General features: G+C 71.7%; 23 protein-coding genes. 11 read left to right on the forward strand and 12 right to left on the reverse strand.

Going from position 1 to position 25,028, the window contains the following annotated elements; genetic code table 11:
- The first annotated feature begins 48 nt into the window (after positions 1–48).
- The 5 genes from MKK82_RS27655 (at position 49) to MKK82_RS27675 (ending at position 4,667) form a co-directional block, all read left to right on the forward strand.
- The gene (locus MKK82_RS27655; RefSeq protein ID WP_238286192.1) at positions 49–234 is read left to right on the forward strand and encodes a hypothetical protein; all 186 of its coding nucleotides are present in this window, start codon (positions 49–51) and stop codon (positions 232–234) included.
- A 602-nt stretch (positions 235–836) separates the two neighbouring features.
- Positions 837–1,874, forward strand: coding sequence for a sulfate ABC transporter substrate-binding protein (locus MKK82_RS27660; protein ID WP_238286191.1), 1,038 nt, complete (start codon positions 837–839; stop codon positions 1,872–1,874).
- A 10-nt stretch (positions 1,875–1,884) separates the two neighbouring features.
- A complete protein-coding gene (gene cysT / locus MKK82_RS27665) occupies positions 1,885–2,739 on the forward strand; it encodes a sulfate ABC transporter permease subunit CysT (protein ID WP_238286190.1) in 855 nt (284 codons plus the stop codon).
- Positions 2,732–3,613, forward strand: coding sequence for a sulfate ABC transporter permease subunit CysW (cysW, locus tag MKK82_RS27670; protein ID WP_238286189.1), 882 nt, complete (start codon positions 2,732–2,734; stop codon positions 3,611–3,613). The genes cysT and cysW overlap by 8 nt, the downstream gene beginning before the upstream one ends.
- 7 nt (positions 3,614–3,620) lie before the next feature.
- Positions 3,621–4,667: a sulfate/molybdate ABC transporter ATP-binding protein gene (locus MKK82_RS27675; protein ID WP_279603312.1), complete on the forward strand. Its 1,047-nt coding sequence runs from the start codon at positions 3,621–3,623 to the stop codon at positions 4,665–4,667.
- A 212-nt stretch (positions 4,668–4,879) separates the two neighbouring features.
- On the opposite strand, the gene MKK82_RS27680 is transcribed toward MKK82_RS27675, so the two are convergent.
- The 3 genes from MKK82_RS27680 to MKK82_RS27690 all read right to left on the reverse strand — a co-directional run bounded on the left by MKK82_RS27680 (position 4,880) and on the right by MKK82_RS27690 (position 7,695).
- Positions 4,880–5,758: an amidohydrolase family protein gene (locus MKK82_RS27680; RefSeq protein ID WP_238286188.1), complete on the reverse strand. Its 879-nt coding sequence runs from the start codon at positions 5,756–5,758 to the stop codon at positions 4,880–4,882.
- Positions 5,759–5,760: 2 nt separating this feature from the next.
- Positions 5,761–7,065, reverse strand: a complete 1,305-nt coding sequence (locus MKK82_RS27685) for an MFS transporter (protein WP_238286186.1) — start codon at positions 7,063–7,065, stop codon at positions 5,761–5,763.
- Positions 7,066–7,194: 129 nt separating this feature from the next.
- Positions 7,195–7,695, reverse strand: a complete 501-nt coding sequence (locus MKK82_RS27690; protein WP_238286292.1) for a hypothetical protein — start codon at positions 7,693–7,695, stop codon at positions 7,195–7,197.
- A gap of 200 nt (positions 7,696–7,895) precedes the next feature.
- On the opposite strand from MKK82_RS27690, the gene MKK82_RS27695 reads away from it, so the two are divergent.
- Positions 7,896–8,666: a phosphodiester glycosidase family protein gene (locus MKK82_RS27695; RefSeq protein WP_238286185.1), complete on the forward strand. Its 771-nt coding sequence runs from the start codon at positions 7,896–7,898 to the stop codon at positions 8,664–8,666.
- 155 nt (positions 8,667–8,821) lie between these two features.
- On the opposite strand, the gene MKK82_RS27700 is transcribed toward MKK82_RS27695, so the two are convergent.
- Positions 8,822–9,952, reverse strand: a complete 1,131-nt coding sequence (locus tag MKK82_RS27700) for an NADH:flavin oxidoreductase/NADH oxidase (RefSeq protein ID WP_238286184.1) — start codon at positions 9,950–9,952, stop codon at positions 8,822–8,824.
- A gap of 189 nt (positions 9,953–10,141) precedes the next feature.
- On the opposite strand from MKK82_RS27700, the gene MKK82_RS27705 reads away from it, so the two are divergent.
- Complete coding sequence (locus MKK82_RS27705) at positions 10,142–10,609, forward strand: hypothetical protein (protein WP_238286183.1); 468 nt, start codon at positions 10,142–10,144, stop codon at positions 10,607–10,609.
- Positions 10,610–10,656: 47 nt separating this feature from the next.
- Here MKK82_RS27705 and MKK82_RS27710 read toward each other — a convergent pair whose 3' ends face one another.
- From MKK82_RS27710 to MKK82_RS27725, 4 genes are all read right to left on the reverse strand, one after another.
- Positions 10,657–11,925 (reverse strand): alpha/beta hydrolase family esterase, encoded by a 1,269-nt coding sequence (locus MKK82_RS27710; RefSeq protein WP_238286182.1) that lies wholly within the window; start codon positions 11,923–11,925, stop codon positions 10,657–10,659.
- Positions 11,926–11,974: 49 nt separating this feature from the next.
- Positions 11,975–12,394: a CopG family transcriptional regulator gene (locus MKK82_RS27715; RefSeq protein ID WP_238286181.1), complete on the reverse strand. Its 420-nt coding sequence runs from the start codon at positions 12,392–12,394 to the stop codon at positions 11,975–11,977.
- A gap of 515 nt (positions 12,395–12,909) precedes the next feature.
- A complete protein-coding gene (locus MKK82_RS27720) occupies positions 12,910–14,835 on the reverse strand; it encodes a propionyl-CoA synthetase (protein ID WP_238286180.1) in 1,926 nt (641 codons plus the stop codon).
- A 370-nt stretch (positions 14,836–15,205) separates the two neighbouring features.
- Positions 15,206–15,388, reverse strand: coding sequence for a YdcH family protein (locus MKK82_RS27725; RefSeq protein ID WP_238286178.1), 183 nt, complete (start codon positions 15,386–15,388; stop codon positions 15,206–15,208).
- A 131-nt stretch (positions 15,389–15,519) separates the two neighbouring features.
- On the opposite strand from MKK82_RS27725, the gene MKK82_RS27730 reads away from it, so the two are divergent.
- The 4 genes from MKK82_RS27730 (at position 15,520) to MKK82_RS27745 (ending at position 18,684) form a co-directional block, all read left to right on the forward strand.
- Positions 15,520–15,780 (forward strand): YdcH family protein, encoded by a 261-nt coding sequence (locus MKK82_RS27730; protein WP_238286177.1) that lies wholly within the window; start codon positions 15,520–15,522, stop codon positions 15,778–15,780.
- Between the two features lie 78 nt (positions 15,781–15,858).
- Positions 15,859–16,356, forward strand: coding sequence for a 5-(carboxyamino)imidazole ribonucleotide mutase (gene purE, locus MKK82_RS27735; RefSeq protein ID WP_238286176.1), 498 nt, complete (start codon positions 15,859–15,861; stop codon positions 16,354–16,356).
- Positions 16,357–16,372: 16 nt separating this feature from the next.
- Positions 16,373–17,470 (forward strand): 5-(carboxyamino)imidazole ribonucleotide synthase, encoded by a 1,098-nt coding sequence (locus MKK82_RS27740; RefSeq protein ID WP_243987492.1) that lies wholly within the window; start codon positions 16,373–16,375, stop codon positions 17,468–17,470.
- Positions 17,471–17,811: 341 nt separating this feature from the next.
- Entirely contained in the window at positions 17,812–18,684 is an 873-nt protein-coding gene (locus tag MKK82_RS27745; RefSeq protein ID WP_238286174.1) for a tetratricopeptide repeat protein, read from the forward strand.
- Positions 18,685–18,876: 192 nt separating this feature from the next.
- Here MKK82_RS27745 and MKK82_RS27750 read toward each other — a convergent pair whose 3' ends face one another.
- The 4 genes from MKK82_RS27750 to MKK82_RS27765 all read right to left on the reverse strand — a co-directional run bounded on the left by MKK82_RS27750 (position 18,877) and on the right by MKK82_RS27765 (position 24,695).
- On the reverse strand, positions 18,877–20,031 hold the full coding sequence (locus MKK82_RS27750) for an acyl-CoA dehydrogenase family protein (protein ID WP_238286173.1): 1,155 nt from the start codon (positions 20,029–20,031) through the stop codon (positions 18,877–18,879).
- A 190-nt stretch (positions 20,032–20,221) separates the two neighbouring features.
- Positions 20,222–21,418, reverse strand: coding sequence for an acyl-CoA dehydrogenase family protein (locus tag MKK82_RS27755; RefSeq protein WP_238286172.1), 1,197 nt, complete (start codon positions 21,416–21,418; stop codon positions 20,222–20,224).
- Positions 21,419–21,422: 4 nt separating this feature from the next.
- A complete protein-coding gene (locus tag MKK82_RS27760; RefSeq protein WP_238286171.1) occupies positions 21,423–22,610 on the reverse strand; it encodes an acetyl-CoA C-acyltransferase in 1,188 nt (395 codons plus the stop codon).
- 15 nt (positions 22,611–22,625) lie between these two features.
- Positions 22,626–24,695 carry a 3-hydroxyacyl-CoA dehydrogenase NAD-binding domain-containing protein gene (locus tag MKK82_RS27765; protein WP_238286170.1) on the reverse strand — a complete coding sequence of 690 codons (2,070 nt, stop codon included), beginning with the start codon at positions 24,693–24,695 and terminating at the stop codon, positions 22,626–22,628.
- Between the last annotated feature and the right edge of the window lie 333 nt (positions 24,696–25,028).

Genomic DNA, 25,028 nt, shown 5'->3' on the forward strand with positions numbered 1-25,028 from the left:
ACCAAGCTTGAGCATTCTGACGGGCAGCAGGCGCGGAGAACCCGGACGATGTCGAAGCCGAATCCGGAGCGACCCGCCGATATCCGAGCGGACACGAACGCCGCGCCCCTGACGCCCGGGGTCCGCCGTCATCTCGGCCAGAACCTGCGCGTCCTCTTCGCGGATACGCTGGAGGCACCGCCGACCCAGCGCCTCGAGGCGCTGCTCGCGCAGCTCGCCAAGGCGAAGCGCTGAGCCCGGGGCGGGTCTGGGACCGCCGGACGTCCACGTCCATCGCGCAATCGATCACGACATCCAGCGCGCCGGCCTCCAACGGGTTCGGGGCGGTCCCTCCGGGGTGCTGAAGACGTACCCGGATCGCAAGATCGCCGCCGGTGCCGGGACCCGCACGTTCAGGCGGGACGGCACCGTCCTGCCGGACGAGCGCGTCTCCCCGCCCCACAGCCCTCCGGTGGCGTGGTCGCGGCGCCCGGCCCGCGCCATCCCGCATCGCCCGGGTCGGCTGCCGCCGACCCCCGGCGCCAAGCCTTCGCGATGCCGCGTGGCGTGTCAGACCGCGTGCGCCGGCGCACATGAGACCGTTCGTTCTATAAAACCCGATGCGAGGCTGAATTTCTTCCATGGCGCAACGGCCTGGGAGAAGATCCATGTCTTCTCGCGAGCTAGCGCCCTGGAATGGCTTGCATTCTGATCGGGACGGACAATCTTGGTCGCGGCGCACGATCCGGCGTCCGCGAGTTCATGCCTTGACTTTGTTCGTTAAAAAGAACGATCTTCACGGTCATGGGGGCGGTCTGCCCCTGCGTGGCGGCCGCCAGGGACGGGGATCGGACGTGATGAAGAACGCTGTGAGCCGGGCGCTAGTGGCCCGGGCAATCGGTCTGTCCCTGCTGGCCGGTACCGGCCTGTGGACCGGCACGCTGCCGGCGGCGGCGCAGACCGCCCTCCTCAACGTCTCGTACGATCCGACCCGGGAACTCTACCGCGACATCAACGCCGCCTTCGCGGAGGCGTGGAAGACCGAGACCGGCGAGGCGATCACGGTGCGGGCGTCGCATGGCGGTTCGGGCGCGCAGGCGCGCACGGTGATCGACGGCGTCGATGCCGACGTGGTCACCCTCGGCATCCCCTCGGACATCGACGCCATCGCCAGGCTGACCCGCAAGATCCCGGAGGACTGGCGCAGCAAGCTGCCCAACACCGCGACGCCCTACACGTCGACGGTGGTGTTCCTCGTCCGCAAAGGCAACCCGAAGGGCGTCAAGGACTGGGCCGACTTGGTCAAGCCCGACGTCAAGGTGATCACCCCGAATCCGAAGACCTCGGCCGGCGGGCGCTGGAACTTCCTCGCCGCTTGGGGCTACGCCTACAACCAGGACAAGAACGCCGAGAAGGCGGACGCCTTCGTGGGCCAGATCTACAAGAACGTGCCGGTGCTCGACACCGGCGCCCGCGGCTCGACGGTGACCTTCGCGCAGCGCGGCCTCGGCGACGTGCTGCCCACCTGGGAGAACGAGGCCTACCTCGTGCTCCAGGAATTCGGCGCCGACAAGTTCGACATCGTCTCGCCGCCCACCTCGATCTACGCCGAGCCGCCGGTGGCCCTCGTGGCGGTCAATGCCGAGCGCAAGGGGACGACGAAGGCCGCGCAGGCCTATCTCGACTTCCTCTACACCGATCGCGCGCAGGCGATCTTCGCCAAGCACCATTACCGGCCGATCCGCCGGGAGGCGGCCGCCCAGGCCGACCTCGCGCAGCTCCCCGAGATCAAGCTGTTCAAGATCGAGGACCTGCAGGGCTCCTGGGACGAGATCCAGAAGCGGAACTTCGACGCCGGCGGGCTGTTCGATCGTCTGAGCCGGGCCGGCCGCTGAGGCGGACATCATGGTCGAGACGCCGCGCCCCAGACGAACCTTCCGCCGTCCGAGCGTGATCCCGGGCTTCGGGATCAGCTTCGGCTACACGCTGACCTGCCTCGGCCTGATCGTCCTGCTGCCGCTGGCCGGGCTGGTGGTGAAGGCCTCGGGACTCGGCCTCTCCGGGATCTGGGAGGTCGCCACCGATCCGCGGGTGGCGAGCGCCCTGCGGATCAGCTTCGGCGTCTCGGCGGTCGCCGCCCTCGTCGCCTCCGTGTTCGGCTTCCTCGTGGCCTGGGTGCTGACGCGCTACCGCTTCCCGGGCCGCAAGCTCGTCGACGCCGCCGTCGACCTGCCCTTCGCGTTGCCCACCGCGGTCGCCGGCATCGCGCTGGCCTCGCTCTACGCCCCGGACGGGCTGCTGGGTGCGCCGCTCGCGCGCCTCGGGATCCAGGCGGCCTACACGCCGGTGGGCATCTTCATCGCCATGGTGTTCATCGGTCTGCCCTTCGCGGTGCGGACCGTGCAGCCGCTGATCGCCGAGATCGACAGGGAGATCGAGGAGGCCTCCGCCACCCTCGGGGCGACGCGCCGCGTCACGCTCACCAGGGTGGTGCTGCCGCCGCTGATCCCCGCCGTGCTCACGGGCTTCGCCCTCGCCTTCGCCCGGGGCGTCGGCGAGTACGGCTCGATCATCTTCATCGCCGGCAACCTGCCCTACGTGTCGGAGATCGCGCCGCTTCTGATCGTGATCAAGCTCTCCGAGTTCGACTACGGCGGCGCGGCCGCCATCGCCACGATCATGCTCGGGATCTCGTTCCTGACGCTGCTCGCCATCAACCTCATCCAGGCCTGGTCACGGCGGCGGTTCGGCTATGTCTGAGATCTTCTCCCCCGCCTTCGTGCCGTCCGCCAAGCCAGCCCCGGTCGCCTCAGAAGGCGCCGGCACCCGCGCGGTGCTGATCGGGATCGCGGTGACGTTCCTGGCGCTGTTCCTGGTGCTGCCGCTGATCGCGGTGTTCACCCAGGCTTTCTCGAAGGGGATCGCCGCGTTCCTGGACGCCTTCCGGGAGCCCGACGCCTGGAGCGCGATCCGCCTGACGCTGACGGTGGCGGCGATCGCGGTGCCGTTCAACGTGGTGTTCGGCCTCGCGGCCTCCTGGGCGATCGCCAAGTTCGAGTTCCCCGGCAAGTCGCTGCTGATCACCCTGATCGACCTGCCCTTCTCGGTCTCGCCCGTGGTTTCCGGGATGATCTACGTGCTGCTGTTCGGGTCCCAGGGCCTGTTCGGCAGCTGGCTCATCGATCACGGCGTCCAGATCCTGTTCGCCCTGCCGGGCATCGTGCTGGCGACGGTGTTCGTGACCTTCCCGTTCGTGGCCCGCGAACTGATCCCGCTGATGCAGGAGCAGGGCACCGCCGAGGAGGAGGCGGCGCTGACGCTCGGCGCCTCGGGCCTGCACGCGTTCCGGACGGTGACGCTGCCCAACATCCGCTGGGGCCTGCTCTACAGCGTGCTCCTCTGTAATGCCCGGGCGATGGGCGAGTTCGGCGCGGTGTCGGTGGTGTCGGGCCACATCCGCGGCCTGACCAACACCATCCCACTCCACGTGGAGATCCTCTACAATGAGTACAACTTCGTCGCCGCATTCGCCGTCGCTTCGCTCCTCGCTGCCCTTGCCCTCATCACCCTCGTCCTCAAGTCCGTCCTCGAATGGCGCTTCGCCGGCGAGCTCGCGGGCGGGCGGGCGCACTGACGGGCCCTTGGACCGCCCCTCCACGGCGATCCGGATCGAGGCCGTCTCGAAGACCTTCGACACGGCGGCGGTGCTGCACGATCTCTCCCTCGACGTGCGGGCGGGCGAGCTGATCGGACTGCTCGGCCCCTCGGGCTCGGGCAAGACGACGCTGCTCCGGATCATCGCCGGGCTCGACGCGCCGGACCGGGGCCGCATCCTGTTCGGCGGCGACGACGCCACCGGCCTGCCCGTCCAGGAGCGGGCGGTGGGCTTCGTGTTCCAGCACTACGCCCTGTTCAAGCACATGAGCGTGGCCGACAACATCGCGTACGGGCTGAGCGCGCGTCGCCGGGCCGACCGCCCGGCCAAGGCCGAGGTCAAGCGCCGGGTCGGCGACCTGCTCGACCTGATCCGCCTCTCGGGCTTCGGCGACCGCTACCCGTCACAGCTCTCGGGCGGCCAGCGCCAGCGGGTGGCACTCGCCCGGGCGCTCGCCGTCGAGCCGCGGGTGCTGCTGCTCGACGAGCCCTTCGGCGCCCTCGACGCCCAGGTGCGCAAGGACCTGCGCCGCTGGCTGCGGGAGATCCACGACCGCACCGGGCAGACCACGATCTTCGTGACCCACGACCAGGACGAGGCTCTGGAGCTGTCGGACCGCGTCGCCGTCCTCGACCGGGGCCGGCTGGAGCAGGTCGGCACCCCCGACGAGGTGCAGGAGAACCCGGCCTCCGCCACGGTGATGAAGTTCCTGGGCGATTCCGTCGAGGTCGAGGCGATCGCCGAGGGCGGCCGGGTGCGGGTGCGCGGCCGGGAGACACCGGTGGCGGCGCCGCCCGGGGTGATCGGCCCGGTCAAGCTCTACGTCCGGCCGTGGCAGCTGCAGCTCGCCGAGCCGGACGCCGCGCATCTCTCCGGCACCGTGCGCAGCTCCTACCGGACGCAGGGACGCCAGCGGATCGAGGTGGTGGACGCCGAGGGGCGGGTGCTTGCCGTGGAAAATTTCGATGGCGTCCGCTACGCCGCGGGTCACCCGGTCGGCCTGCGGATCAACGGCGGCCACGTGTTCGGGTGAGGCACGTCCGCAGTGCAGGAGACGCTTCCGGCTCTGCGGCCTGCCCCGGCCGCCAAATCGGGGCAGCGGCGGCTTCACTTGGAAATCGGCCTCGATCAAATGCAAGTTGAATTGCGATGTCGAGAGCACCGTGGGAGCGTCGGAAAGACGGCGGGATCGATCCCCGACTTCGTCGACCTGTCGGGACGATCAGTCGCCATGCCCGTACGCCTTCACGCACCAGCCCCGAATCCGTAGAGCCGCCGCGGGTTGTCGACGAAGACCAACCTGCGCCGGTCCGCGTCCGGCACCCAATCGGCCATCAGGTCGAGGAGCATCGTGGTCCGGGGCGGCCCGTCCCAGGCGGCCACGTGCGGCCAGTCCGAGCCCCAGAGGCAGCGCTCGGGCGCGGCGTCGTTGAGGGCGCGGGCGAAGGGAATCGTGTCGGCGTAAGGCGGTCCGGTCACCGAGTCCCGGAAGGCGCCGGACAGCTTCACCCAGTTGCCGTCGGCGACGAGGCCGAGGAGCGCCTGGAAACCCGGGTGGTCGACGCCCGCGGAGGTCGGCATGTGGCCCATATGGTCGAAGACCAGCGGCACCGGCAGCCGCGCGAGGCGGCCGGCGATGGGCGGCAGATCCCGGGCGTCGAGCAGGAACTGGAGGTGCCAGCCCATCTCGCGGGCGAGCGCCCCGTAGGCCTCGACCGCATCCAGCCCGACCCCGCCGCCGAACAGCACGTTGAGGCGCAGGCCGACCACCCCGGCCTCCTTGAGGGCGGCGAGCTCCGCGTCGGGCAGGCCCAGCGGGATCACCGCGATGCCGCGCAGGCGCTGCCGGTTGGCGCGCAAGGTCTCCACCATCAGCCGGTTGTCGGTGCCGTGGACGCTGACCTGGACCAGCACGCCGTTGGCCATGCCGGTCCCGTCGAGCATCGCGAGATAGCGCTCGGCCGGGGCCGCCGGGGGCGTGTAGCTGCGGTCCGGCACCAGCGGGTAGTCGGGCGGCAGGCCGATCACGTGGGCGTGGGTGTCGACCGCGCCGGCCGGTACGGCGTAGCGGGTCGGGCCGCCCGGATGTGGGTCCGGGGCGGGGCAGTCGCGGATCTCGGGCATGATCAGGTGTCCGCGTGCAGGACCCGGCCGCGGGTCTCCGGCAGCGCGAAGGCCGCCACGAAGAAGATCCCGTAGGCGAGGGCCGCGAAGATCGCGATGGCCGAGGCGAGGCCGGCGCGCTCCGCGAGGTAGCCGACCAGGGCGGGGAACAGGGCGCCGATGCCGCGGCCGAAATTGTAGCAGAATCCCTGCCCCGAGCCGCGCAGGCGCGTTGGGTACAGTTCAGTCAGGAACGCGCCCATCCCGGAGAAATAGCCGGAGGCGAAGAAGCCGAGCGGGAAGCCCAGCACCCACAGCACGCCGTTCGAGAGCGGGATCTGCGTGTAGGCGATGACCACCGCGATGGCGCCCAGCGAGAAGATCAGGAACAGCGGCCGCCGCCCGAGGCGATCGGCGAGCCAGGCGCCCACGAGGTAGCCGGCGAACGAGCCGACGATCAGCGCCGCGAGGTAGCCGGTCGAGGAGACGATCGACAGGTGGCGCTCGGTGGTGAGGAAGCGGGGCACCCAGGTGGTGATCGCGTAGTAGCCGCCCTGGCAGCCCGCCGCCGCCAGGGAGGCCAGCAGCGTGGTCTTCAGGATCGGCCCGGAGAAGATCTCCCAGATCTGCGGCCGGTCGCCCGTGGCGGCGGCGCGCGCCCGGGTCTCGGCGGCGACCTGCGGCTCCTCGACGTAGCGGCGCAGGTAGAAGATCAGCAGGGCCGGGAGCGCGCCCACCGCGAACATCCAGCGCCACGCCGTCTCGGGCGGCAGGATCGAGAACAGCACCGCCTGCGACAGGACCGCGAGCCCCCAGCCGATCGCCCAGCCGGACTGGACGGAGCCGACCGCCCGGCCGCGATACTCCGCCCGGATGGTCTCGCCGATCAGCACGGCGCCGGCCGCCCACTCGCCGCCGAAGCCGAGGCCCAGGATCGCCCGCGCGACGAGGAGCTGCTCGAAATTCTGCACGAAGGCGCAGAGCAGGGAGAACACTGAGAACCACAGGATGGTGATCTGCAGGGTCAGCACCCGGCCGATGCGGTCGGCGATGAAGCCCGCGAGCCAGCCGCCGAGCGCGGAGGCCAGCAGCGTCACCGTGGCGGCGAGCCCGGCCGTGCCGGAATCCACGTGCCAGAGGGCCATGATCGTCCCGATCACCAGCGGGTAGATCATGAAGTCCATGCCGTCGAGGCACCAGCCGGCGGCGCAGGCCCAGAAGGTGTGCCGCTCCGGCGGCGTCATGGAGCGGTAGAACGCCGCGAGGCTGGCGTCGCGGATCTCGACCGCCTCCACACCAGGGGTCCCCTGCCCGGTTGCCGTACTCATAGCCGTCTCCCGCCGTTCGATACCGGTATCAGCGTCCTAGACAGTGCTATCGGACGCTGCGGGAACGCAGGCAAGGAAAAGGCCGCCCGAAGGCGGCCTGTCCCGATCTTTTCGTTGCGCCGTCGCGGCTCAGTAGCAGCGCTCGACCAACACGCGGCGGTAGCCGTAGGGGGTCCAGCGCACCCGCGGGACCGTGTAGCAGCCGCCGCCGTAGCCGTAATCGGCGCCGTAGCCGTAGCCGACGGGGGCGTAGCCGCCGCCGTAGCCGTAACCGTAGCCTGGATAGCCGTAGCCGCCGTAGAGGCCGCCGGCCGCGAGACCCAGGCCGACGCCGAGGCCCAGGCCGCCGAGGCCGTAACCGTAACCGCCGCGGTAGCCGTAGCCGCGACCGTAGAAGCCGCGGCCGTAACCGAAGCCGCCGGGCCGGAAGCCGGCGCCGCGGAAGCCGCCGCCGAACCCGCCGCCGCGGAAGCCGCCGAAGCCGCCGCCCCGGAACCCGCCGAAGCCGCCCCCATGGAAACCGCCGCCGTGGAAGCCGCCGCCGCCGAAGCCGCGCGCGTCCGCGCTGGCCGGCGCCAGAACCAGGGCACCCGCCGCCAGCAGGGCCGAGCCGAGCACTGCACCCTTCATCATCGTCTCCGTGGAATACCGCCCTCTTGAATAGAAAACGCGCCAGCGGCCAAAACGGTCCAGCCTGCCGCCGCGGCGCGCCGCCGCTGACGCGGCCCGCAAGCCCCGGCACGGCCTCGGACACGAAAATCGCCGTTTTCCGGAGGGAGACGCGGCACGGCGACCGCTTCCCGGCGGATCCGCGCAGCACGAAACGAGTGATGACGATGCGTCCCGTTCACGCCCTGTTGATCGCGCTCCTCGCGCTCCTCGCGCTCCTCGCGCCGCCCCTGCCGGGCCGCGCGGCCGCCGCGCCGGCCGCTCCGGAGACCTGCCGGGCCGTCGAGGCGCAGGGCGAGACCTTCACGGTCTGCGCGGTCGATCTGCGGCGGCAGCGGCTGCGGCTGTTCTGGCTCCAGGCGGACGGGCGGCCCTACGGCTCCCTCGGGACCCTCGCGGAGACGCAGGGGGGGCGCCTGAGCTTCGCGATGAATGCCGGCATGTACGACAAGGACCAGGCGCCGGTGGGCCTCTACGTCGAGGATGGCCGCGAATTGAAGCGCGCCTCGACCGCCGACGGGCCCGGCAACTTCCACCTCAAGCCCAACGGCGTCTTCTGGGTGAAGGGCGAGACGGCGGGGGTGCTCGACACCGCCCGCTACCTGCGGGCGAAAATCCGGCCGGACTACGCCACGCAATCCGGCCCGATGCTGGTGATCGACGGCCAGATCCATCCGAAGATCTCGACGGATGGGCCGAGCCAGAAGATCCGCAACGGCGTCGGCGTGCCGGCGGACGGGCACGTGGCGATCTTCGCGATCTCCGAGCGCCCGGTGACCTTCGGCGCCTTCGCGCGGCTGTTCCGGGACGATCTCGGCTGCCGCAACGCCCTGTTCCTCGACGGCTCGGTGTCGAGCCTCTACGCGCCGGGTCTCAAGCGCTCGGACATCAGCCGGCCGCTCGGGCCGCTCGTCGGGGTGCTGCCGCGCTGAGCTTCAGCCGGCCCGGCCCCGGATCCCGGCCTCATCCTGAGATGCGCGCGAAGCCGCCTCCAAGGCGGCGTCCGCCGCCCTGCGCCGCGTCAGGATGAGGGCGCGCATGGAACGCCGCCGTCGGACGGGGACCCCGCACGCGCCCGAACCAGCCCTCACCGCTGGCCGAACGCCGTATCCTTGAACAGCGCCTTGAACTCGCGCGGCTGCGAGCGCCAGTACTGCTTGGGTGCCCGGACCGCGGCGCCGAGTTCGGCCGCCGCGTGCCAGGGCCAGCGCGGATCGTACAGCATCGCGCGGGCCAGGGAGATCGCGTCGGCCTTGCCCTCCTGCAGGATCGTCTCCGCCTGCTGCGCCTCCGTGATCAGCCCGACCGCGATGGTGGTCAGCCCGGTCTCGGCCTTGATCCGCTCGGCGTAGGGCACCTGATAGCCGGGCCCCAGGGTGATCGCCTGCTTGGGCGAGACGCCGCCCGTGGAGACGTGGAGCGCGGGCGAGCCCGCGCGCTTGAGGGCCTGGGCCAGCGCGACGGTCTCGTCGAGGTCCCAGCCGTCCTCGACCCAGTCGGTGGCCGAGACGCGCAGCCACACGGGGCTGCCCGCCGGCACGACGTCGCGCACCGCGTCGTAGATCTCCAGCGGGAAGCGCATGCGGTTCTCGAGGCTGCCCCCGTAAGCATCGGTCCGCTTGTTGGCGATCGGCGACAGGAACTGGTGGAGCAGGTAGCCGTGGGCGCCGTGCAGCTCCACGGCCTCGATCCCGAGGCGCACGGCGCGCTTGGCGGTGGCGACGAACTGGTCGCGGACGCGCTTCAGGTCGGCGGCGTCGAGGGCGTGGGGCGGGACCTCGCCCTCCCCGTGCGCCACCGCCGAGGGCGCCTCCGTGCGCCAGCCGTAGGCCTGCTCCGGCGGGATCTGGTGCCCGCCCGCCCAGGGCGCCTCGCTCGACGCCTTGCGGCCGGCATGGGCGATCTGGATGCAGATCGGCACCGGTGCGTACTCGCGCACGGCATCGAGCACGCGGCCGAGCGCCCGCTCGCAGCCGTCGTTGTAGAGGCCGAGATCCCAGGCGGTGATCCGCGCCTCCGGGGAGACCGCGGTGGCCTCCAGGGTCAGCAGGCCGGCTCCCGACATGGCGAGCTGGCCGAGATGCATCATGTGCCAGTCGGTGGCCTCGCCGTCCCGGGCCGAATACTGGCACATCGGCGCGATCAGGATGCGGTTCTCGAGGGTGAGACCATCGAGGGTCAGCGGCTCGAACAGGCGGGCGGTCTTCGGCGATGTCATGGATGGCTCCGGCGCTCTGAGACCAATCTGGCGCAGGATCGTCGCGACCGCCAGCGTGGTGCGGCAGGTCAGCCCTGCGGGCGGGGCGCGGGAACTTGCGGCGGCGACCCACCGTTTTTCGCGCTGTTGCCGCATTGCGGTAGCCGCTGCGAACCGCCTGAGGGGGCGAATTCGCCGGAGATCACCATCATGTTCCAGAGACTTGCCGCCCCGTTCCTCCTGGCCGCGGGGTGCGCCGCCCTCGCCGCACCATCCTACGCTCAGCCGGCCGCGTTCGGCGGGCCCAAGGTGCTCATCCACGGCAACTATTGCGGACCGGGCAACAACGCCCCGCTGCCGCCCATCGACGCCCTCGACGCGGCCTGTGCCCGCCACGACGCCTGCACGCCGGAGGGCGGCCTACCCTCGCCGGCCTGCAACCTCCGCCTCCAGCGGGACGCCGCGCTGATCTCCCGCGATCCGCGCCAGTCCCAGAACCTGCGCTCGCTCGCCGGCCTCGTCGCGGCCACCGCGACGCTGATCCCGTCCGAGCCCGCTCCGCGGAGCATGCCCGCGTCGGTCACGACCAGTCCGGCCCTGGGTGCCGACCTGACGGCGCCGGACCCGACAGCCTCCGCCGGCCTGGACGACGAGGGCGACGCGCCGGACGCCGACTGACGGGGTGTCGGCGCGGCGCGTCCGCCGCGCCGGCGGACGCGCCGCGGTCAGGCGCCGCGCGCCGGAGCCTGTGCCAGGAAGAACCGGATCATCTCGCGGCTGGCATCCGGGCCGCGGGGATCGGTGTAGGATCCCTCCGGGCTGCCGCCCGACCAAGCGTGGCCGGTCCCGTGCAGAACCCACTGCTCCAGCAGTGGTCGACCTGACGCGTCGCTGCGGACCGTCCGGGTGTAGGCCGTGCCGCCCGGGCTCGTGCCGCGGGTGACGGCCTCGGCGAGGCCCGGGGCCGGTGCAGCCTGCTCGGCCACCTGATCGCCGTTGACGGGGTGCACGGTCCGGTCGCCGTCACCGTGGAACACGATGGTGGGTACCGTCCGCCGGTTGCGCCCCGGCGCCGCGCCCTGCCCCTTCATGGCCGCGAAGGCGCCCGGCATGTCGCGGGCCGCTCCGCAGGCGAGCCCGGAATGGACGCCGACGGCGGCGAACAGGTCCGGATAGGTGGCGGCCAGGATCGCCGCCGCCGCGCCGCCGGCCGAGAGTCCAGCCGCGTAGACCAGACCGGGATCGGCCGAGAATTCCGCCACGACCGCCCGCGCGATGCCGGCGATCAGCGCCGGCTCGCCGCCCTCGCGGACCTGATCGCCCGCCGTGAACCAGTTCCAGCAGCGCTGGAGATTCGCCGATTGCGGCTGCTCCGGATAGGCGACCAGGAAGGTCTGTTCCTCGGCGAGCGCGTTCATCCGGGTCCCGGCGGCGAAATCGTCGGGATTCTGGGTGCAGCCGTGCAGCATCACGACGACCGGGAGGGCCTGACCGCTGTAGCCGCTCGGGACGTAGACCTTGTAGCGCCGGCTTCCGGCGGCCTCGGCGAACACGCGCTCCTCGAACCGCGCGCCGGGCGGGACGTCGACGGCGGGACCGCGGCCTGCCGGAGGGGCCTTCGGCAGGTGATCCCGCAGCGCGCGCATCATCGCCGACAGGTCCGGACCCGGCTCCGAGCCACCGGCCCGGTCCGGCGCCGTCCAGGCACCGCCGGCCGCCGTCGGCGCCTCCATGTCGAGGGTCGGCCCGTGATGGCCGGCGGCGTCGGGCCGGTCGATCATGGTGCGGCGTGCCTCAGCCCACTGCGCGGCGGCGGCCTCCTGGACGCGGCGGAACCGCGCCATCGCGTCCTGCATCCGGGCCGCCCGGTCCCCTGCCCCGCGGGCCTTGGACGTCCGCGCGGCCGCGGCCTCGAAGGCGCGGGGGTCGAATTTCGGCACCCCGAACGCGGAGAGGTCGAGTTTGGACGGGTCGAGTTTGGGGAAGCGGAACATGGGGACGATCCTTGTGCGGCGTTGGGCGGGCGGAGGGGCGTGCGGGCGGTCAGGTGGTCCGGTCGGCGAGCGCCGCCTTCACGGCGGGACTGGCCTGGAAGGCGCCCAGCACCTCCACGGAGGCGATGGCGGCCCTGGCCAGCTCGGGCGTGACGTCGGCAGCGATCGTTGCGAGCCCGAGGACCTGGATGGTGAGCGGCGTCCCCGCATCCCGGGCCGCCTCCAACGCGGCCCGCGAATAGTGCGAGAGGCCCAGGCGGAGCTGGCGCCGCGCCACCGACTGCCGAACCGCCTCGTCCTGACGGTCGAGCTGGTTGCGTACCGCCGTGCGGATGAAGTCGGCCCGGTTGGCGTAGAAGCCGTCGCGAACCATCAGGTCGACCCGCCCGAGATCGACGAAGCCGAGATTGACCGTGATCTTTTCGCTGTCCGGCACCTTCGGCCGGAGATCGTGGACGTTGTCGGTCATCGGTCAGATGCTCCAGGCCATCCGGTTGGATGGTCTGAAGATGGTATTGGGATGTTGTGACGCAAGAGGGCGGTCGTCGGATGATCGATGATCGCGCGGCCGCACCCGGCTCCCGGGCGGACCGGCTCGGGCATTTCGCGCCCTCGACCCGGTGCGGCCACGGGCGATACAGGAAGGACGTCCCGGCGTCCGAGGGGGCGAACACGATGTGAGGGGCGCCCCCGTCATGGCCCGGCGGCGAGGGAGACCCGGACCGGAAGCGGCCCGCCGGAACCAGGGGGCCGGACACGCCATCCAACCCGCCGTCCGACCCACCACGTGGCGCGTGGGCCACTCCGGTCTTCAGGTCGCGATCCAGCCTCTCGCCGTTCGTGGAGCCGAGACGTTCGACCTAAGCCCGCGGGGAGGCCTCTCCTTTCAGGAAGACCCGTCGAAGGCTCTTGTGAACGGGGCGTGGCGCCGTGGTCCTGGGCCCCGGAGACCCGTCGCCGGAGCCCGCATCGGCGGACCGGACGTCAGCCGGCGCCGATGCCCCGACCCTTGAGGCTCTCGCCGATCTCGTCGAGGGCCGCGGCGTCGTCGATCGTCGCCGGCATCGTCCAGGGCTCGTCGTCGGCGATGCGCTTCATCGTCGCCCGCAGGATCTTGCCCGAGCGGGTCTTGGGCAGCCGCGGCACGGTGAGCGCCAGCTTGAACGCCGCCACCGGCCCGATCTCGTCGCGCACCTTGGCGACGAGTTCCCGCTCGATCGCCTCGACCGGCCGGGCCACGCCGGCCTTGAGCACCACGAAGCCGCAGGGCACCTCCCCCTTCAGCGCGTCGCGGATGCCGATCACCGCGCATTCGGCCACGTCCGGGTGGCTCGCCAGCACCGCCTCCATGCCGCCCGTGGACAGGCGGTGGCCCGCGACGTTGATGATGTCGTCGGTCCGCCCCAGGACCGTGATGTAGCCGTCCGCGTCGATCACCCCGGCATCCGAGGTGTCGTAGTAGCCCGGGAAGGTGGCGAGGTAGCTCGACCGCATCCGGTCGTCCGAACCCCAGAGGGTCGGCAGGCAGCCGGGGGGCAGGGGCAGGCGGATCGCGATGGTGCCCATCGTTCCGGCCGGGACCGGCTTGCCGCCCTCGTCCAGCACCTCGACCCGGTAGCCCGGCATCGGCACGCAGGTGCTCCCGTGCTTGACCGGCAGGGCGCCGAGTCCCAGGGGGTTGCCGGCGATCGGCCAGCCGGTCTCGGTCTGCCACCAATGGTCGATGACCGGCCGGTCCAGCACCCGCTCGGCCCAGGCGACGGAGTCGGGATCGGCGCGCTCCCCGGCCAGGAACAGGCTGCGGAAGGCCGAGAGGTCGTGATCGGCGATCCGGGCGCCCGCGGAATCCTCCTTCTTGATGGCGCGCAGCGCCGTCGGCGCGGTGAACAGGCACGCCACCCCGTACTCGGCGGCGACCCGCCAGAAGGCGCCGGCATCGGGCGTGCCCACCGGCTTGCCCTCGTAGAGCACCGTGGTGCAGCCGTGCAGGAGGGGCGCGTAGACGATGTAGGAATGGCCCACCACCCAGCCGATGTCGGAGGCGCAGAAGTAGGTCTCACCCGGCTGCACGCCGTAGAGGTTCGGCATCGACCACGCGAGGGCGACGAGGTAGCCGCCCGTGTCCCGGACCACGCCCTTCGGCTTGCCCGTCGTGCCCGAGGTGTACAGGACGTAGAGCGGGTCGGTGGCGGCGACCGGGACGCAGGCCGCGCGCCGGCCCGCCGACCGGGTCGCCGCCACGGTCTCGGCCCAGTCGCGATCCCGCTCCGGCGCGAGGGTCGCGGCGCCTTGCGGGCGCTGCAGGATCAGGCACGCATCGGGCTTGTGGCGCGAGGCGGCGATGGCCGCGTCGAGGAGCGGCTTGTAGGCGACCACGCGGTTCGGTTCGATGCCGCAGGAGGCGGCGAGCACCACCTTCGGGGCCGCATCCTCGATCCGCACGGCGAGTTCGTTGGCCGCGAAGCCCCCGAACACCACGGAATGGACCGCGCCGAGCCGGGCGCAGGCCAGCATGCCGAACAGGGCCTCGGGCACCATGGGCATGTAGAGGATCACGCGGTCGCCCTGGCCGACACCGAGGTTGGCCAGCACGGCTGCCAGCACCGCCACCTCGTCGCGCAACTCCCGATAGGTGATCGCGCGCTTCGTGCCGGTGACGGGCGAATCGTAGCGGATCGCGACCTGCTCGGCCCGCGCCCCGTCGGCATGGCGGTCGACCGCGTTGTGGCAGGCGTTCAGCGTGCCGTCCGGGAACCAGCGGCCATAGGGACCGGCCTCCGGCGCGAAGGCGCGCCGCGGGGCCTGCGCCCAGTCGATCGCCCGGGCCGCGTCGAGCCAGAAGGTCTCCGGGTCGCGGCGGGCCGTCTCGTAGGTCTCGGGGTAGCGGCCCGGAAGGCTGACGGTCGTCATCGGCTCGGCGTTTCCTCGCGGACCGCTCTCCGGCGGCACCGCCAGATTACCGCATTCCTCCGCGCAGGCGAGACGGGTCTTGTGCCCGAGGGCGCTCAAACGCGTCCGCGTGGCGGCGGCGATCGCGTGGAGTGATCGCGTGGACTGAGGGTGCCGCGCTCGTTCCCCCGGCCGGGGTCCGGACGGTTCAGGGCGCGGCGCCACCGTCCCGCCGGGGGCAGGCCGTGGGGGAAGCGGATCCGGGACCCGGCACGTGGCGCGCCGCGAAGGCGGTTCCCGTCGACCCGGGGCGAACGCAAAACCGCCGCACCGGGGTCTCCGATGCGGCGGCGTGTTCATGACTATGTCAACCGTGCGGTCGTGCCAGGGCTCAGTGCAGCGTGTTGTTGCCGGCCTGCAGCCGCTTGATCTCGTCCTTGAGGAGCAGCTTCCGTCGCTTCAGTTCGGCGATGTGGAGGTCGTTCGCCGAAGGCCTGTGGATCGCGTCCTGAATCTCGCGCTCGAGGGCTTCATGCTTCCGGGCGAGTTGGCTCAGATGCGTCTGCAGCGACATGAGTCGTATCTCCTGTCATCGTTTCGACACGCTGAGACTGACACAGGATGCCACACCAGTTGAAGCCTTTTCTCCGGTCAAGCTTGGTGAATGCTTGTCGGGCCGGCTTGTCCCGCGGGAGGGCGTGACGCATGCTCTCCGGCGATGAGCGATCCTTGGTCCCGCGGGTGACGATGGCGGACGAGTCGGGCGAGAATGCGCAGGCGGACCTCCACGGTGAGCTTACCCGTCTGCGCGAGGAACATCGGGACCTCGACAGCGCCATCGAGGCGCTGGAGCACAGCGTCGCCGGCGACCAGCTGCAGATCCAGCGGCTGAAGAAGCGCAAGCTGACCCTGCGCGACCGAATCTTCCACATCGAGGACGCGCTCACCCCCGACATCATCGCCTGATGCCGGTGGACGCCGCCGGAACCCGCCTTGCCCCCGGCCCGCACCGCCTGTAAGCGCCCTCTTTTGCCGGGATCAACGATGGCGTCGCCTCCGGTCGCGATCATCATGGGCAGCCAGTCCGACTGGGCGACCATGCGGCACGCCGCCGAGACGCTGGACGCGCTCGGCGTGCCCTACGACGCGCGGATCGTGTCGGCCCACCGCACGCCCGACCGTCTGGTGGCCTTCGCCAAGGGCGCGGTCGCGGCCGGTCTCAAGGTCGTGATCGCGGGCGCGGGCGGCGCCGCGCACCTGCCCGGCATGGCGGCCGCGATGACCCGGCTGCCGGTCTTCGGGGTGCCGGTGGAGTCGAAGGCCCTGTCGGGCCAGGACAGCCTGCTCTCCATCGTCCAGATGCCGGCCGGCATTCCGGTGGGAACGCTGGCGATCGGCCGGGCCGGGGCGGTGAACGCGGCGCTGCTCGCCGCGTCGGTGCTGGCGCTCTCCGACCCGCACCTCGCCGCACGCCTCGATGCGTGGCGCGCGGCCCAGACCGCGTCGGTGGCCGAGCGGCCGGAGTCGGACGCATCATCGTGACGGACGAGTTTCTCGCGTGACGGACAGGATCCTCGGCCCCAGCTCCACCCTCGGCATCGTCGGCGGCGGGCAGCTCGGGCGCATGATCGCCCTGGCGGCGGCCAATTACGGGCTCAAGGTGCATGTCTACGCGCCCGATCGGGACAGCCCCGCCTTCGACGTCGCCGCCCGCACCACCTGCGCGGCCTACGACGATGCCGAGGCGCTCGCGGCCTTCGCCCGCAGCGTCGACGTCGTCACCTACGAGTTCGAGAACATCCCGCACGCCACCGCCGACATCCTGGCGCGCCACGCCCCCCTGCACCCGAACGCGCGGGCGCTCTCCACCACGCAGGACCGCCTGTCGGAGAAGGACTTCATCAACGGCCTCGGCATCCCCACGGCGCCGTTCCGGGCGGTGGACACGCCCGACGACCTCGACCGCGCGATCGAGGTGATCGGCCTGCCGGCGGTGCTCAAGACCCGCCGCTTCGGCTACGACGGCAAGGGCCAGCGCATCCTGCGCGCGCGGGAAGAGGGCGACCGCAACGCGCTGTTCGCCGAGTTCGGCGGCGCGCCGCTGATCCTGGAGGGCTTCGTGCCCTTCGAGCGCGAGGTCTCGGTGGTGGGCGCGCGCGCGCGCGACGGCAGCTTCGCGGCCTTCGACCTGTGCGAGAACGAACACCGCGACCACATCCTGGCGTTGACCCGGGTGCCGGCGCCGGGCCTGAGCCCGGAGACCGGCCGCGCCGCCCTCGATATCGCCAAGCGCATCGCCGACGCGCTGGACTATGTCGGCGTGCTCGCCGTCGAGATGTTCCTGGTGCGCACGGACGGGGCGGAGCACCTCGTGGTCAACGAGATCGCGCCCCGGGTCCACAATTCCGGCCACTGGACCATCGAGGGGGCGCTGACCTCGCAGTTCGCCCAGCACGTGCGCGCCGTCTGCGGCTGGCCACTGGGCGACCCGGCCCGGACCGGAGGCCTGCCGGTGGAGATGCGCAACCTAATCGGCGCTCAGGTGGAGGACTGGCCCGCGCTGCTGGCCGAGCCCGGCGCCCATCTGCACCTCTACGGCAAGGGCGAGGCCCGGCCCGGGCGCAAGATGGGGCACGTCACCCGGCTGGGGGTCTGACCGAGTCCCGTTTCTGCGGCTCGGAGAACACACCCGCGCTGCTGCGCGGGGGTCGGAGGCCTGAACCCGGCGCCGGGACGCGGGCGGGCCATACCTTCGCCACATCCCGCCGCTTCCACCGGACCCTGGTCGGTGCCGAATGCGTCCGGTCGATTCGCCCCGTCGCCGGCGTCCTGCCGGGACGAGGGACGGGCTGGCTCACGACGCGGCGCTTCTTAAGCCGGCCTTCACTGTGATGAGCGACGGTGCCCCGGATCGGGCGTGCCCGGCGCGCAGTGGGCGACTGGAATTCGGGGGCGGGGTGGGCGCGGGGCGCGCCGCGCCTCGGGGAGAGTGGGGCGATGATCGTACGCAAAGGGCTGGCACGGAAGTCTGCACTGATCGGCGCGGCGGCGCTCTCGGCCGCGGCCCTGGCCGGCTGCGAGACCGTCGGCAGCGCCGCCGGCCCGCGGCAATACGCGGTGCTTGAGACGGACACCACCGGCGCCACCAACGTCAACATCGCCTCGCTGACCGAGGTCGTGCAGCGCAACCCGAACGATGCGGCGGCCTACAACACCCGCGGCGCCGCCTATGCCCGCGCCGGCCAATTCAACGACGCCATCGCGGATTTCACCAAGGCGATCCAGATCGACGCGAACTCGGCTTCGGCGTTCAACAACCGGGCGCTCGCCAGCCGCCAGGTCGGCCGCGACGGCCCCGCGCTGCAGGACTTCACCAAGGCGATCGGCATCGATCCGAATTACGGCCCCGCGTATATCGGCCGCGCCAATGTCGAGCGCGCGCAGGGTAACCTCGATCAGGCGCTGAACGACCTCAACGTCGCAATCCGGCTGATGCCGGAATCGGCCGAGGCCTACCATGCCCGCGGCCTCGTGCGGCAGAAGCAGAGCCAGGACACCCAGGCGATCGCCGATTTCGACGCCGCCATCGACCGTGACCCCTTCAAGTCCGCACCCTACGCGGCCCGCGGCCAGAGCCTGATCGCCACGAACCAGTACTCGAAGGCGATCGAGGACTACAACGCGGCCCTCAACGTCAACAACAAGGACGCGACCTCCTGGGCGTACCGCGGCCTCGCCTACGAGAAGTCGGGCCAGCGCAAGGAGGCGCTGGAGAACTACCAGCGCGCCTCCGTAATCGATCCCAACAACTCCGTCGCCCGCGCCGGTCTCGGCCGGGTGCAGGGCGGGGTGGGCTCGCTGTTCAACTGAGCCCGGCCACCCCTCCCACGCGCCCATCCTGAGGTGCCCGCGGCAGCGGGCCTCGCAGGGGGGCGGCCGGTGATCACGACGCTGTCCGGACGCCGCCTCGGGGCTGCCTCCGACGCTGACTCCGGGGTCCCCTTCGCGGGCCCCCACCGCGCTCCGGCACCCCAGGACGGGGTCCGCGGGTGGGACGGCCCCTCAGGCCGCCAGCAGCCCGTTATCGTCCTGCGTGATCCGGCGCAGGTGGTGGGCCGTGTCGCCGAGCTGGTACTCGATCATGGCGAGCCGCTTGAAGTGGTGAGCGCCAATATATTCCAGCGTCATGCCGATCCCGCCATGGAGCTGGACGGCCTCCTGGCCGACGTAGCGGCAGGCCTTGTTGATCTGAACCTTCACGGCCGAGAGGGCCGCGGCCCGGGCCGGCGCATCCGGCGCATCGACCATCATGGCGGCGTAGAGCGCCATCGAGCGGGCCTGCTCCAGCTGGATCAGCATGTCCACCGCCCGGTGCTGCAGCGCCTGGAATGAGCCGACGCTGACGCCGAACTGCTTGCGGGTCTTGAGGTATTCCACGGTCAGCTTGTGGAGCGCGTCCATGGAGCCGACCGCCTCGGCGGCCAGCGCCGCGATCCCGTGCTCGACCACCCGCTCCAGGAGCGGCAGGCCACCCTCGGGATCGCCGAGGGCCGCGTCGCCGGGGAGCTGCACGTCCGAGAACGACACCTCCGCGGCCCGGCCGCCATCCTGGGTTGGGTAGGCCTCAACCGCGACCCCCGCGGCGTCGGCGGGGACCAGGAACAGGCCGATGCCGTGCGCGTCGCGCCGCTCCCCGGACACCCGGGCGGAGACCACCATCAGGCCGGCCGCGTCGGCGTTGGGCACGACGCTCTTGGCGCCGCTGAGCACGAAGCCGTCGCCCGAGCGCCGGGCCGTCGTGGCCACGTCCGCGAGGTCGTAGCGGGACTGGCGCTCGGTGTGGGCCAGGGTCAGGCGCAGGGTGCCGGCGACGAGGTCCGGGACCAAGCGCGCCTTCTGCGCCGCGCTGCCGCCGAGCCGCAGGGCCGTCGAGCCCAGTACGAGGCTCGCTAGAAGCGGCTCGACCACGAGGTTGCGGCCCACCGCCTCCATGACCAGCATGGTCTCGACTGGGCCGCCGCCGAGGCCGCCCTCCTCCTCGGAGAAGGGCAGGCCGGCGACGCCGAGTTCGGCGAAGGCCGCCCAGCCCTCCGCGGGGAAGCCCAGGGGCGCCTTGAGCCGCGCCTGCCGGCTCTCCAGGGACGGGTAGAGGTCGGCGGCCAGCCGCTCGACGCTGTCGCGCAGGAGCGACTGGTCCTCGTTCAGGTCGAAATCCATGGTGTTCCCTCGCGGATATCGTCGGGGGCGCCCGGCACCGGCCCTCCCACCAGATCCCTCATCCTGAGTGCCGGAGCGCGGCGGAGGCCTCGAAGGAGGCTTTCAGACCTCGCCGCGGTCTCGGGAGCCCTCCGTCGAGGCTGCTGCGCAGCACCTCAGGATGAGGACGTGGTCGGGACGAGGCGGTCGCTCACAACCCCAGAATGCCCTTGGCGATGACGTTGTGCTGGATCTCGTTCGAGCCGCCGTAGATCGAGACCTTGCGGTTGTTGAAGTAGCTGGGCGCGGCGGCGTCGACCCAGTCGAAGCCCCCGGGCAGGTTGTTGGCCCCTGCCCCGCGCGCGGGCGCCGCCAGCGCGAAGGGCCCGGCGAGCTCCACCAGCAGTTCCGTCGCCGCCTGCTGGAGCTGCGAGCCGCGGATCTTGAGGAGCGAGGAGGCCGGATCCGGTTCCACCGAATCCGCCCGGCCCTGCTTGGCGGCCACCCGCATCTGGGTGATCTCCAGCGCCTTCAGCTCGACCTCCACCTCGGCGACGCGGCCGCGGAAGGCCGGGTCGTCCCACATCGTGCCGGGCCCGGACGGCATCTCCCGCGCGAGGCGCTTGATCCGGGCGATCCGTTCCTTGGTGAGGCCGATCCGGGCGATGCCGGTGCGCTCGTTGGCGAGCAGGAATTTGGCGTAGTCCCAGCCCCTGTTCTCCTCGCCGACGAGGTTCTCCACGGGCACCCGGACGGAATCGAAGAAGACCTCGTTGACCTCGTGCCGCCCCTCGAGGGTGAGGATCGGCCGCACCGTGATGCCCGGCGTCCTCATGTCGATCAGCAGGAAGGAGATGCCGCGCTGCTTCTTGGCCTCGAAATCGGTGCGGACCAGGCAGAAGATCCAGTCGGCGTGCTGGCCGAGCGTGGTCCAGGTCTTCTGGCCGTCCACGACGTAGTGGTCGCCGTCGCGCACCGCCTTGGTCTTGAGCGAGGCGAGGTCGGAGCCGGCGCCGGGCTCGGAGAAGCCCTGGCACCACCAATCGTCGAGGTTGGCGGCGCGGGGCAGGAAGCGCGCCTTCTGGTCCTGCCGCCCGAAGGTCGCCAGCACCGGGCCGAACATGTAGCAGTTGAACTGCTGGGGCAGCGGCACCGCCGCCTGGAACAGCTCCTCGGTGTAGATGTAGCGCTGGATCGGGGTCCAATCCCGGCCGCCCCATTCCTGCGGCCAGTGCGGCACCGCCCAGCCCTTGGCGTTGAGGATCCGCTGGCTGGTGACGTAGTCCTCCTTCGAGAGGCTGCGCCCCTCCGAGACCTTCTTGCGGATCTCCGCCGGGATCTCCGTCCGGCAGAAGGTCCGGACCGCGTCGCGGAACGCGATTTCGTCGTCGGTGAAGCGCAGGTCCATCGGTTCAGCTCCGGGCGATCTCGAACAGGCCGGCGCAGCCCTGGCCGCCGGCCACGCACATGGTCACCACGGCATAGCGCGCGCCGCGGCGGCGGCCCTCCAGGAGGGCGTGGCCCACGAGCCGGGCCCCCGACATTCCGAACGGGTGGCCGACCGCGATGGCGCCGCCGTTGACGTTGACCTTGTCGGGGTCGATCCCGAGCGTGTCGCGGCAATAGACCGATTGCGACGCGAAGGCCTCGTTCAGCTCCCACAGGTCGATATCGGCGACCGTCAGCCCCTGCCGCTCCAGCAGCCGTGGCACGGCGAAGACCGGGCCGATGCCCATCTCGTCCGGCCCGCAACCCGCCGAGGCGAAGCCCCGGAAGGTGCCGAGCGGCGTGAGGCCGCGCCGCGCCGCCTCGTCGGCCGACATCAGCACGCTGGCCGAGGCCCCGTCCGAGAGCTGGCTGGCATTGCCCGCGGTGATGGAGGCGCCCTCCCCGCGCACGGGCTTGAGCTTGGCGAGACCGTCGAGCGTCGTGTCAGGCCGGTTGCCCTCGTCCTTGGCGAGCCGGGTCTCGACCTCCCGGGTCTCGCCGGTGGCCTTGTCGGTCACCGCCATGACGGCGCTCATCGGGACGATCTCGTCGTCGAAGAGCCCGCGCTCCTGTGCCGCCGCAGTGCGGCGCTGGCTCTCCAGGGCGAAACGGTCCTGCGCCTCCCGGGAGACGCCGTACCGCTCGGCCACGATGTCGGCGGTCTCAATCATCGGCATGTAGATGGCCGGCAGGTGCGCCTCCAGCCACGCGTTGCGGGTCAGCTCCCGCTGGACCTTCGGCTGGACGAGGCTGATCGACTCGACGCCGCCGGCCACCGCCACCGGCACGCCGTCGAGGATGATCCGCCGGGCCGCGCTGGCGATCGCCTCCAAGCCCGAGGCGCAGAAGCGCGAGACCGTGACGCCGGCCGAACCCACCGGGATCCCCGCCACCAGCGCCGCGTGCCGGGCGACGTTGCCGCCCGTGGCGTTTTCCGGATAGCCGCAGCCGAGCACCACCTCCTCGACCGCCTCCGGCTCCAGGCGCGCCCGGTCCAGGGCGCCGCGGATCGCGTGGGCAGCGAGGTCGGCACCGCGGGTGAGGTTCAGCGCACCGCGATGGGCCTTGCCGATCGGCGTGCGCGCGGTCGAAACGATCACCGCGTCGGTCATGATCCCCCCTCCCCCTCAGGCGTTCTTCAGGCCGGCGAAGCGGCCGCCCTCAGCGGCGAGACGCGTCAGGAGCGGCGCTGGCTCCTGGCTGTCGTCGCCGGTCTCGGACGCGAAACGCGACAGCGCCTCGGCGACGGTCTTCAGCCCGACCGTATCGGCCCAGTGCATCGGGCCGCCGCGCCAGGCGGGCCAGTTGTAGCCGTTGATCCAGATCGTATCGATGTCGCCGGGCCGGGCCGCGATGCCCTCCTCCAGGATCCGCGCGCCCTCGTTGACCATCGGGTACATGAGCCGCGCGACGATCTCGTCCGGCGTGAAGCTGCGGCGGGCGACGCCGTGCTCGGCGGCGACGCGCGCGATCAGCGCCTCGACCTCCGGGTCGCGGGTGCCGGTCCGGGCGCCGTCCGGGTAGAGGTAGAAGCCGCGCCCGGTCTTCTGGCCGAAGCGCCCCTGCTCGGCGAGCGAATCCGCGACCGGGGCCCGGCCGCCGAAATCCTTGCGCGAGCGCCAGCCGATATCGAGGCCCGCGAGGTCGCCCATGGCGAAGGGCCCCATCCGGAAGCCGAAGGCGGTGACCGCCGCGTCGATCTCGTGGGGCAGAGCGCCTTCGAGCAGCAGGCGCTCGCCGGCCCGGCTGCGGCGCTCCAGCATGCGGTTGCCGACGAAGCCGAAGCAGACGCCCACCGTCACCGGCAGCTTGTTGAGGCGCTTGCCCAGGTCGAGGGCGGTGGCGAGCACGTCCGGCGCGGTCTTCTCGGCGCGGACCACCTCCACGAGGCGCATCACGTTGGCTGGGCTGAAGAAGTGCAGGCCGAGCACGTCCTGAGGCCGGTTCGTCACCGCCGCGATGGCATTCACGTCGAGATAGGAGGTGTTGCTGGCCAGGATCGCGCCGGGCTTCGCGATCGTGTCGAGCTTCGAGAAGATCTCGCGCTTGACGCCCATATCCTCGAAGGCCGCCTCGATGACGATGTCGGCCTCCCCGGCCTGCTCCAGGCCGAGCGCGCCGGTGATCCGGCCGACCCGCTCGTCGCGCTGGGCCTCGGTGATCGAGCCGCGCTTGGCTGAGCCGGCATAGAGGCCCTTCACCCGGTCGAGGCCGCGCGCCAGGGCGCCGCCTTCCGTCTCGATCACCGTCACGGGGATGCCGGCATTGGCGAAGCACATGGCGATGCCGCCGCCCATCGTCCCGGCGCCGATCACGGCGGCCGTCCGGATGGGGCGGCGGGGCGTGTCCTTCGGCAGGCCGGGCACCCGCGCGGCCTCGCGCTCGGCGAAGAAGGCGTAGCGCAGGGCCTGCGAGCGCGGATCCTCCACCAGGGCCCGGAACTCGGCCCGCTCCGTCGCCACGGCGGTGTCGAAGTCCTGCTCCAGCCCGGCGCGCACGGCCCGCGCCAGGGCGTGGACGTTCGTGGCGTCGGGATCGCGCTTCACCGCATCGGCGGCCAGCGCCTCGAACTTCTCGCGCGCCTCCGGTGTCAGCTTGTCCGACCGGTCGCGCACCCGCGGCAGCGTGCCCGAATCGGCGATCTCCAGCGCGCGAGTGCGGGCCGCCGCCACGAGGTCACCGAGCACAACGGAATCGACGATTCCGAGCGCCGCCGCCTTCTCGGCGGAGACCGGCTCGCCGGTGACCATCATCGCGAAGGCGGCGTCGGGCCCGATCAGGCGGGGCAGGCGCTGCGTGCCCCCCGCCCCCGGGATGATCCCGAGCTTGATTTCGGGCAGCCCGATCTTGGCGGACGGAGCGGCGATCCGCCCGTGGCAGGCCATCGCCAGCTCCAGGCCGCCGCCGAGCGCCGCGCCGCCGATGGCGGCCACCACCGGCTTCGGGCTGGCATCGAGCCGCTCGAGCACATCCGGCAGGCTCGGCGGGTGCTGCGGCTTCCCGAACTCGCTGATGTCGGCGCCGCCGACGAAGACCTTGCCCTCTGCCGCCAGCACGATGGCGCGGATCGCCTGATCCGCGATGACCTGCGCCAGGGCCTCGTCGAGGGACGCCCGCAGGGCGGCGCCCAGCGCGTTGACCGGCGGGTTGGCGAGCGTGAGCACGGCCACATCGCCGTCGACCTCCTGGCGAACCACTCAGGACTCCCTCATATTCTGCAGTGCAGAACAACAGTCTGCATCTCGGCTGGATGTTGGTCTGCCGGTTCACGATCGTCAAGGATGTATCGGGAGCGCGCGCCGTGTCGGGACATCCGTTCTGCATTGCAGTTACAGCCCGGTTCGGGCGTTTGACCGGCGCCCTGGGCCCATGCCATCAAAACGGCCCCGGGCGGGACTCGGTTGCGGTGGCCGCCGGGTGACCGTGGGCCGGACCGCCGGAGGCAGGGGAGGATCACGGTGCGCGGCATCGATCGGGACCAGCGGTCCGGGAGCGCCCGTCCGGCGCGGGGTCAGGCGGCGGAGATCGCG

Source organism: Methylobacterium sp. E-046 (assembly GCF_022829625.1).
GTDB lineage: Bacteria > Pseudomonadota > Alphaproteobacteria > Rhizobiales > Beijerinckiaceae > Methylobacterium > Methylobacterium longum.

Bases quoted from the DNA above. Each gene is read 5' to 3' on its own strand.
- MKK82_RS27655 (WP_238286192.1), top strand. From the start codon at position 49: ATGTCGAAGCCGAATCCGGAGCGACCCGCCGATATCCGAGCGGACACG.
- MKK82_RS27660 (WP_238286191.1), top strand. From the start codon at position 837: ATGAAGAACGCTGTGAGCCGGGCGCTAGTGGCCCGGGCAATCGGTCTG.
- cysT (WP_238286190.1), top strand. From the start codon at position 1,885: ATGGTCGAGACGCCGCGCCCCAGACGAACCTTCCGCCGTCCGAGCGTG.
- cysW (WP_238286189.1), top strand. From the start codon at position 2,732: ATGTCTGAGATCTTCTCCCCCGCCTTCGTGCCGTCCGCCAAGCCAGCC.
- MKK82_RS27680 (WP_238286188.1), bottom strand. From the start codon at position 5,758: ATGCCCGAGATCCGCGACTGCCCCGCCCCGGACCCACATCCGGGCGGC.
- MKK82_RS27685 (WP_238286186.1), bottom strand. From the start codon at position 7,065: ATGAGTACGGCAACCGGGCAGGGGACCCCTGGTGTGGAGGCGGTCGAG.
- MKK82_RS27690 (WP_238286292.1), bottom strand. From the start codon at position 7,695: ATGAAGGGTGCAGTGCTCGGCTCGGCCCTGCTGGCGGCGGGTGCCCTG.
- MKK82_RS27695 (WP_238286185.1), top strand. From the start codon at position 7,896: ATGACGATGCGTCCCGTTCACGCCCTGTTGATCGCGCTCCTCGCGCTC.
- MKK82_RS27700 (WP_238286184.1), bottom strand. From the start codon at position 9,952: ATGACATCGCCGAAGACCGCCCGCCTGTTCGAGCCGCTGACCCTCGAT.
- MKK82_RS27705 (WP_238286183.1), top strand. From the start codon at position 10,142: ATGTTCCAGAGACTTGCCGCCCCGTTCCTCCTGGCCGCGGGGTGCGCC.
- MKK82_RS27710 (WP_238286182.1), bottom strand. From the start codon at position 11,925: ATGTTCCGCTTCCCCAAACTCGACCCGTCCAAACTCGACCTCTCCGCG.
- MKK82_RS27715 (WP_238286181.1), bottom strand. From the start codon at position 12,394: ATGACCGACAACGTCCACGATCTCCGGCCGAAGGTGCCGGACAGCGAA.
- MKK82_RS27720 (WP_238286180.1), bottom strand. From the start codon at position 14,835: ATGACGACCGTCAGCCTTCCGGGCCGCTACCCCGAGACCTACGAGACG.
- MKK82_RS27725 (WP_238286178.1), bottom strand. From the start codon at position 15,388: ATGTCGCTGCAGACGCATCTGAGCCAACTCGCCCGGAAGCATGAAGCC.
- MKK82_RS27730 (WP_238286177.1), top strand. From the start codon at position 15,520: ATGCTCTCCGGCGATGAGCGATCCTTGGTCCCGCGGGTGACGATGGCG.
- purE (WP_238286176.1), top strand. From the start codon at position 15,859: ATGGCGTCGCCTCCGGTCGCGATCATCATGGGCAGCCAGTCCGACTGG.
- MKK82_RS27745 (WP_238286174.1), top strand. From the start codon at position 17,812: ATGATCGTACGCAAAGGGCTGGCACGGAAGTCTGCACTGATCGGCGCG.
- MKK82_RS27750 (WP_238286173.1), bottom strand. From the start codon at position 20,031: ATGGATTTCGACCTGAACGAGGACCAGTCGCTCCTGCGCGACAGCGTC.
- MKK82_RS27755 (WP_238286172.1), bottom strand. From the start codon at position 21,418: ATGGACCTGCGCTTCACCGACGACGAAATCGCGTTCCGCGACGCGGTC.
- MKK82_RS27760 (WP_238286171.1), bottom strand. From the start codon at position 22,610: ATGACCGACGCGGTGATCGTTTCGACCGCGCGCACGCCGATCGGCAAG.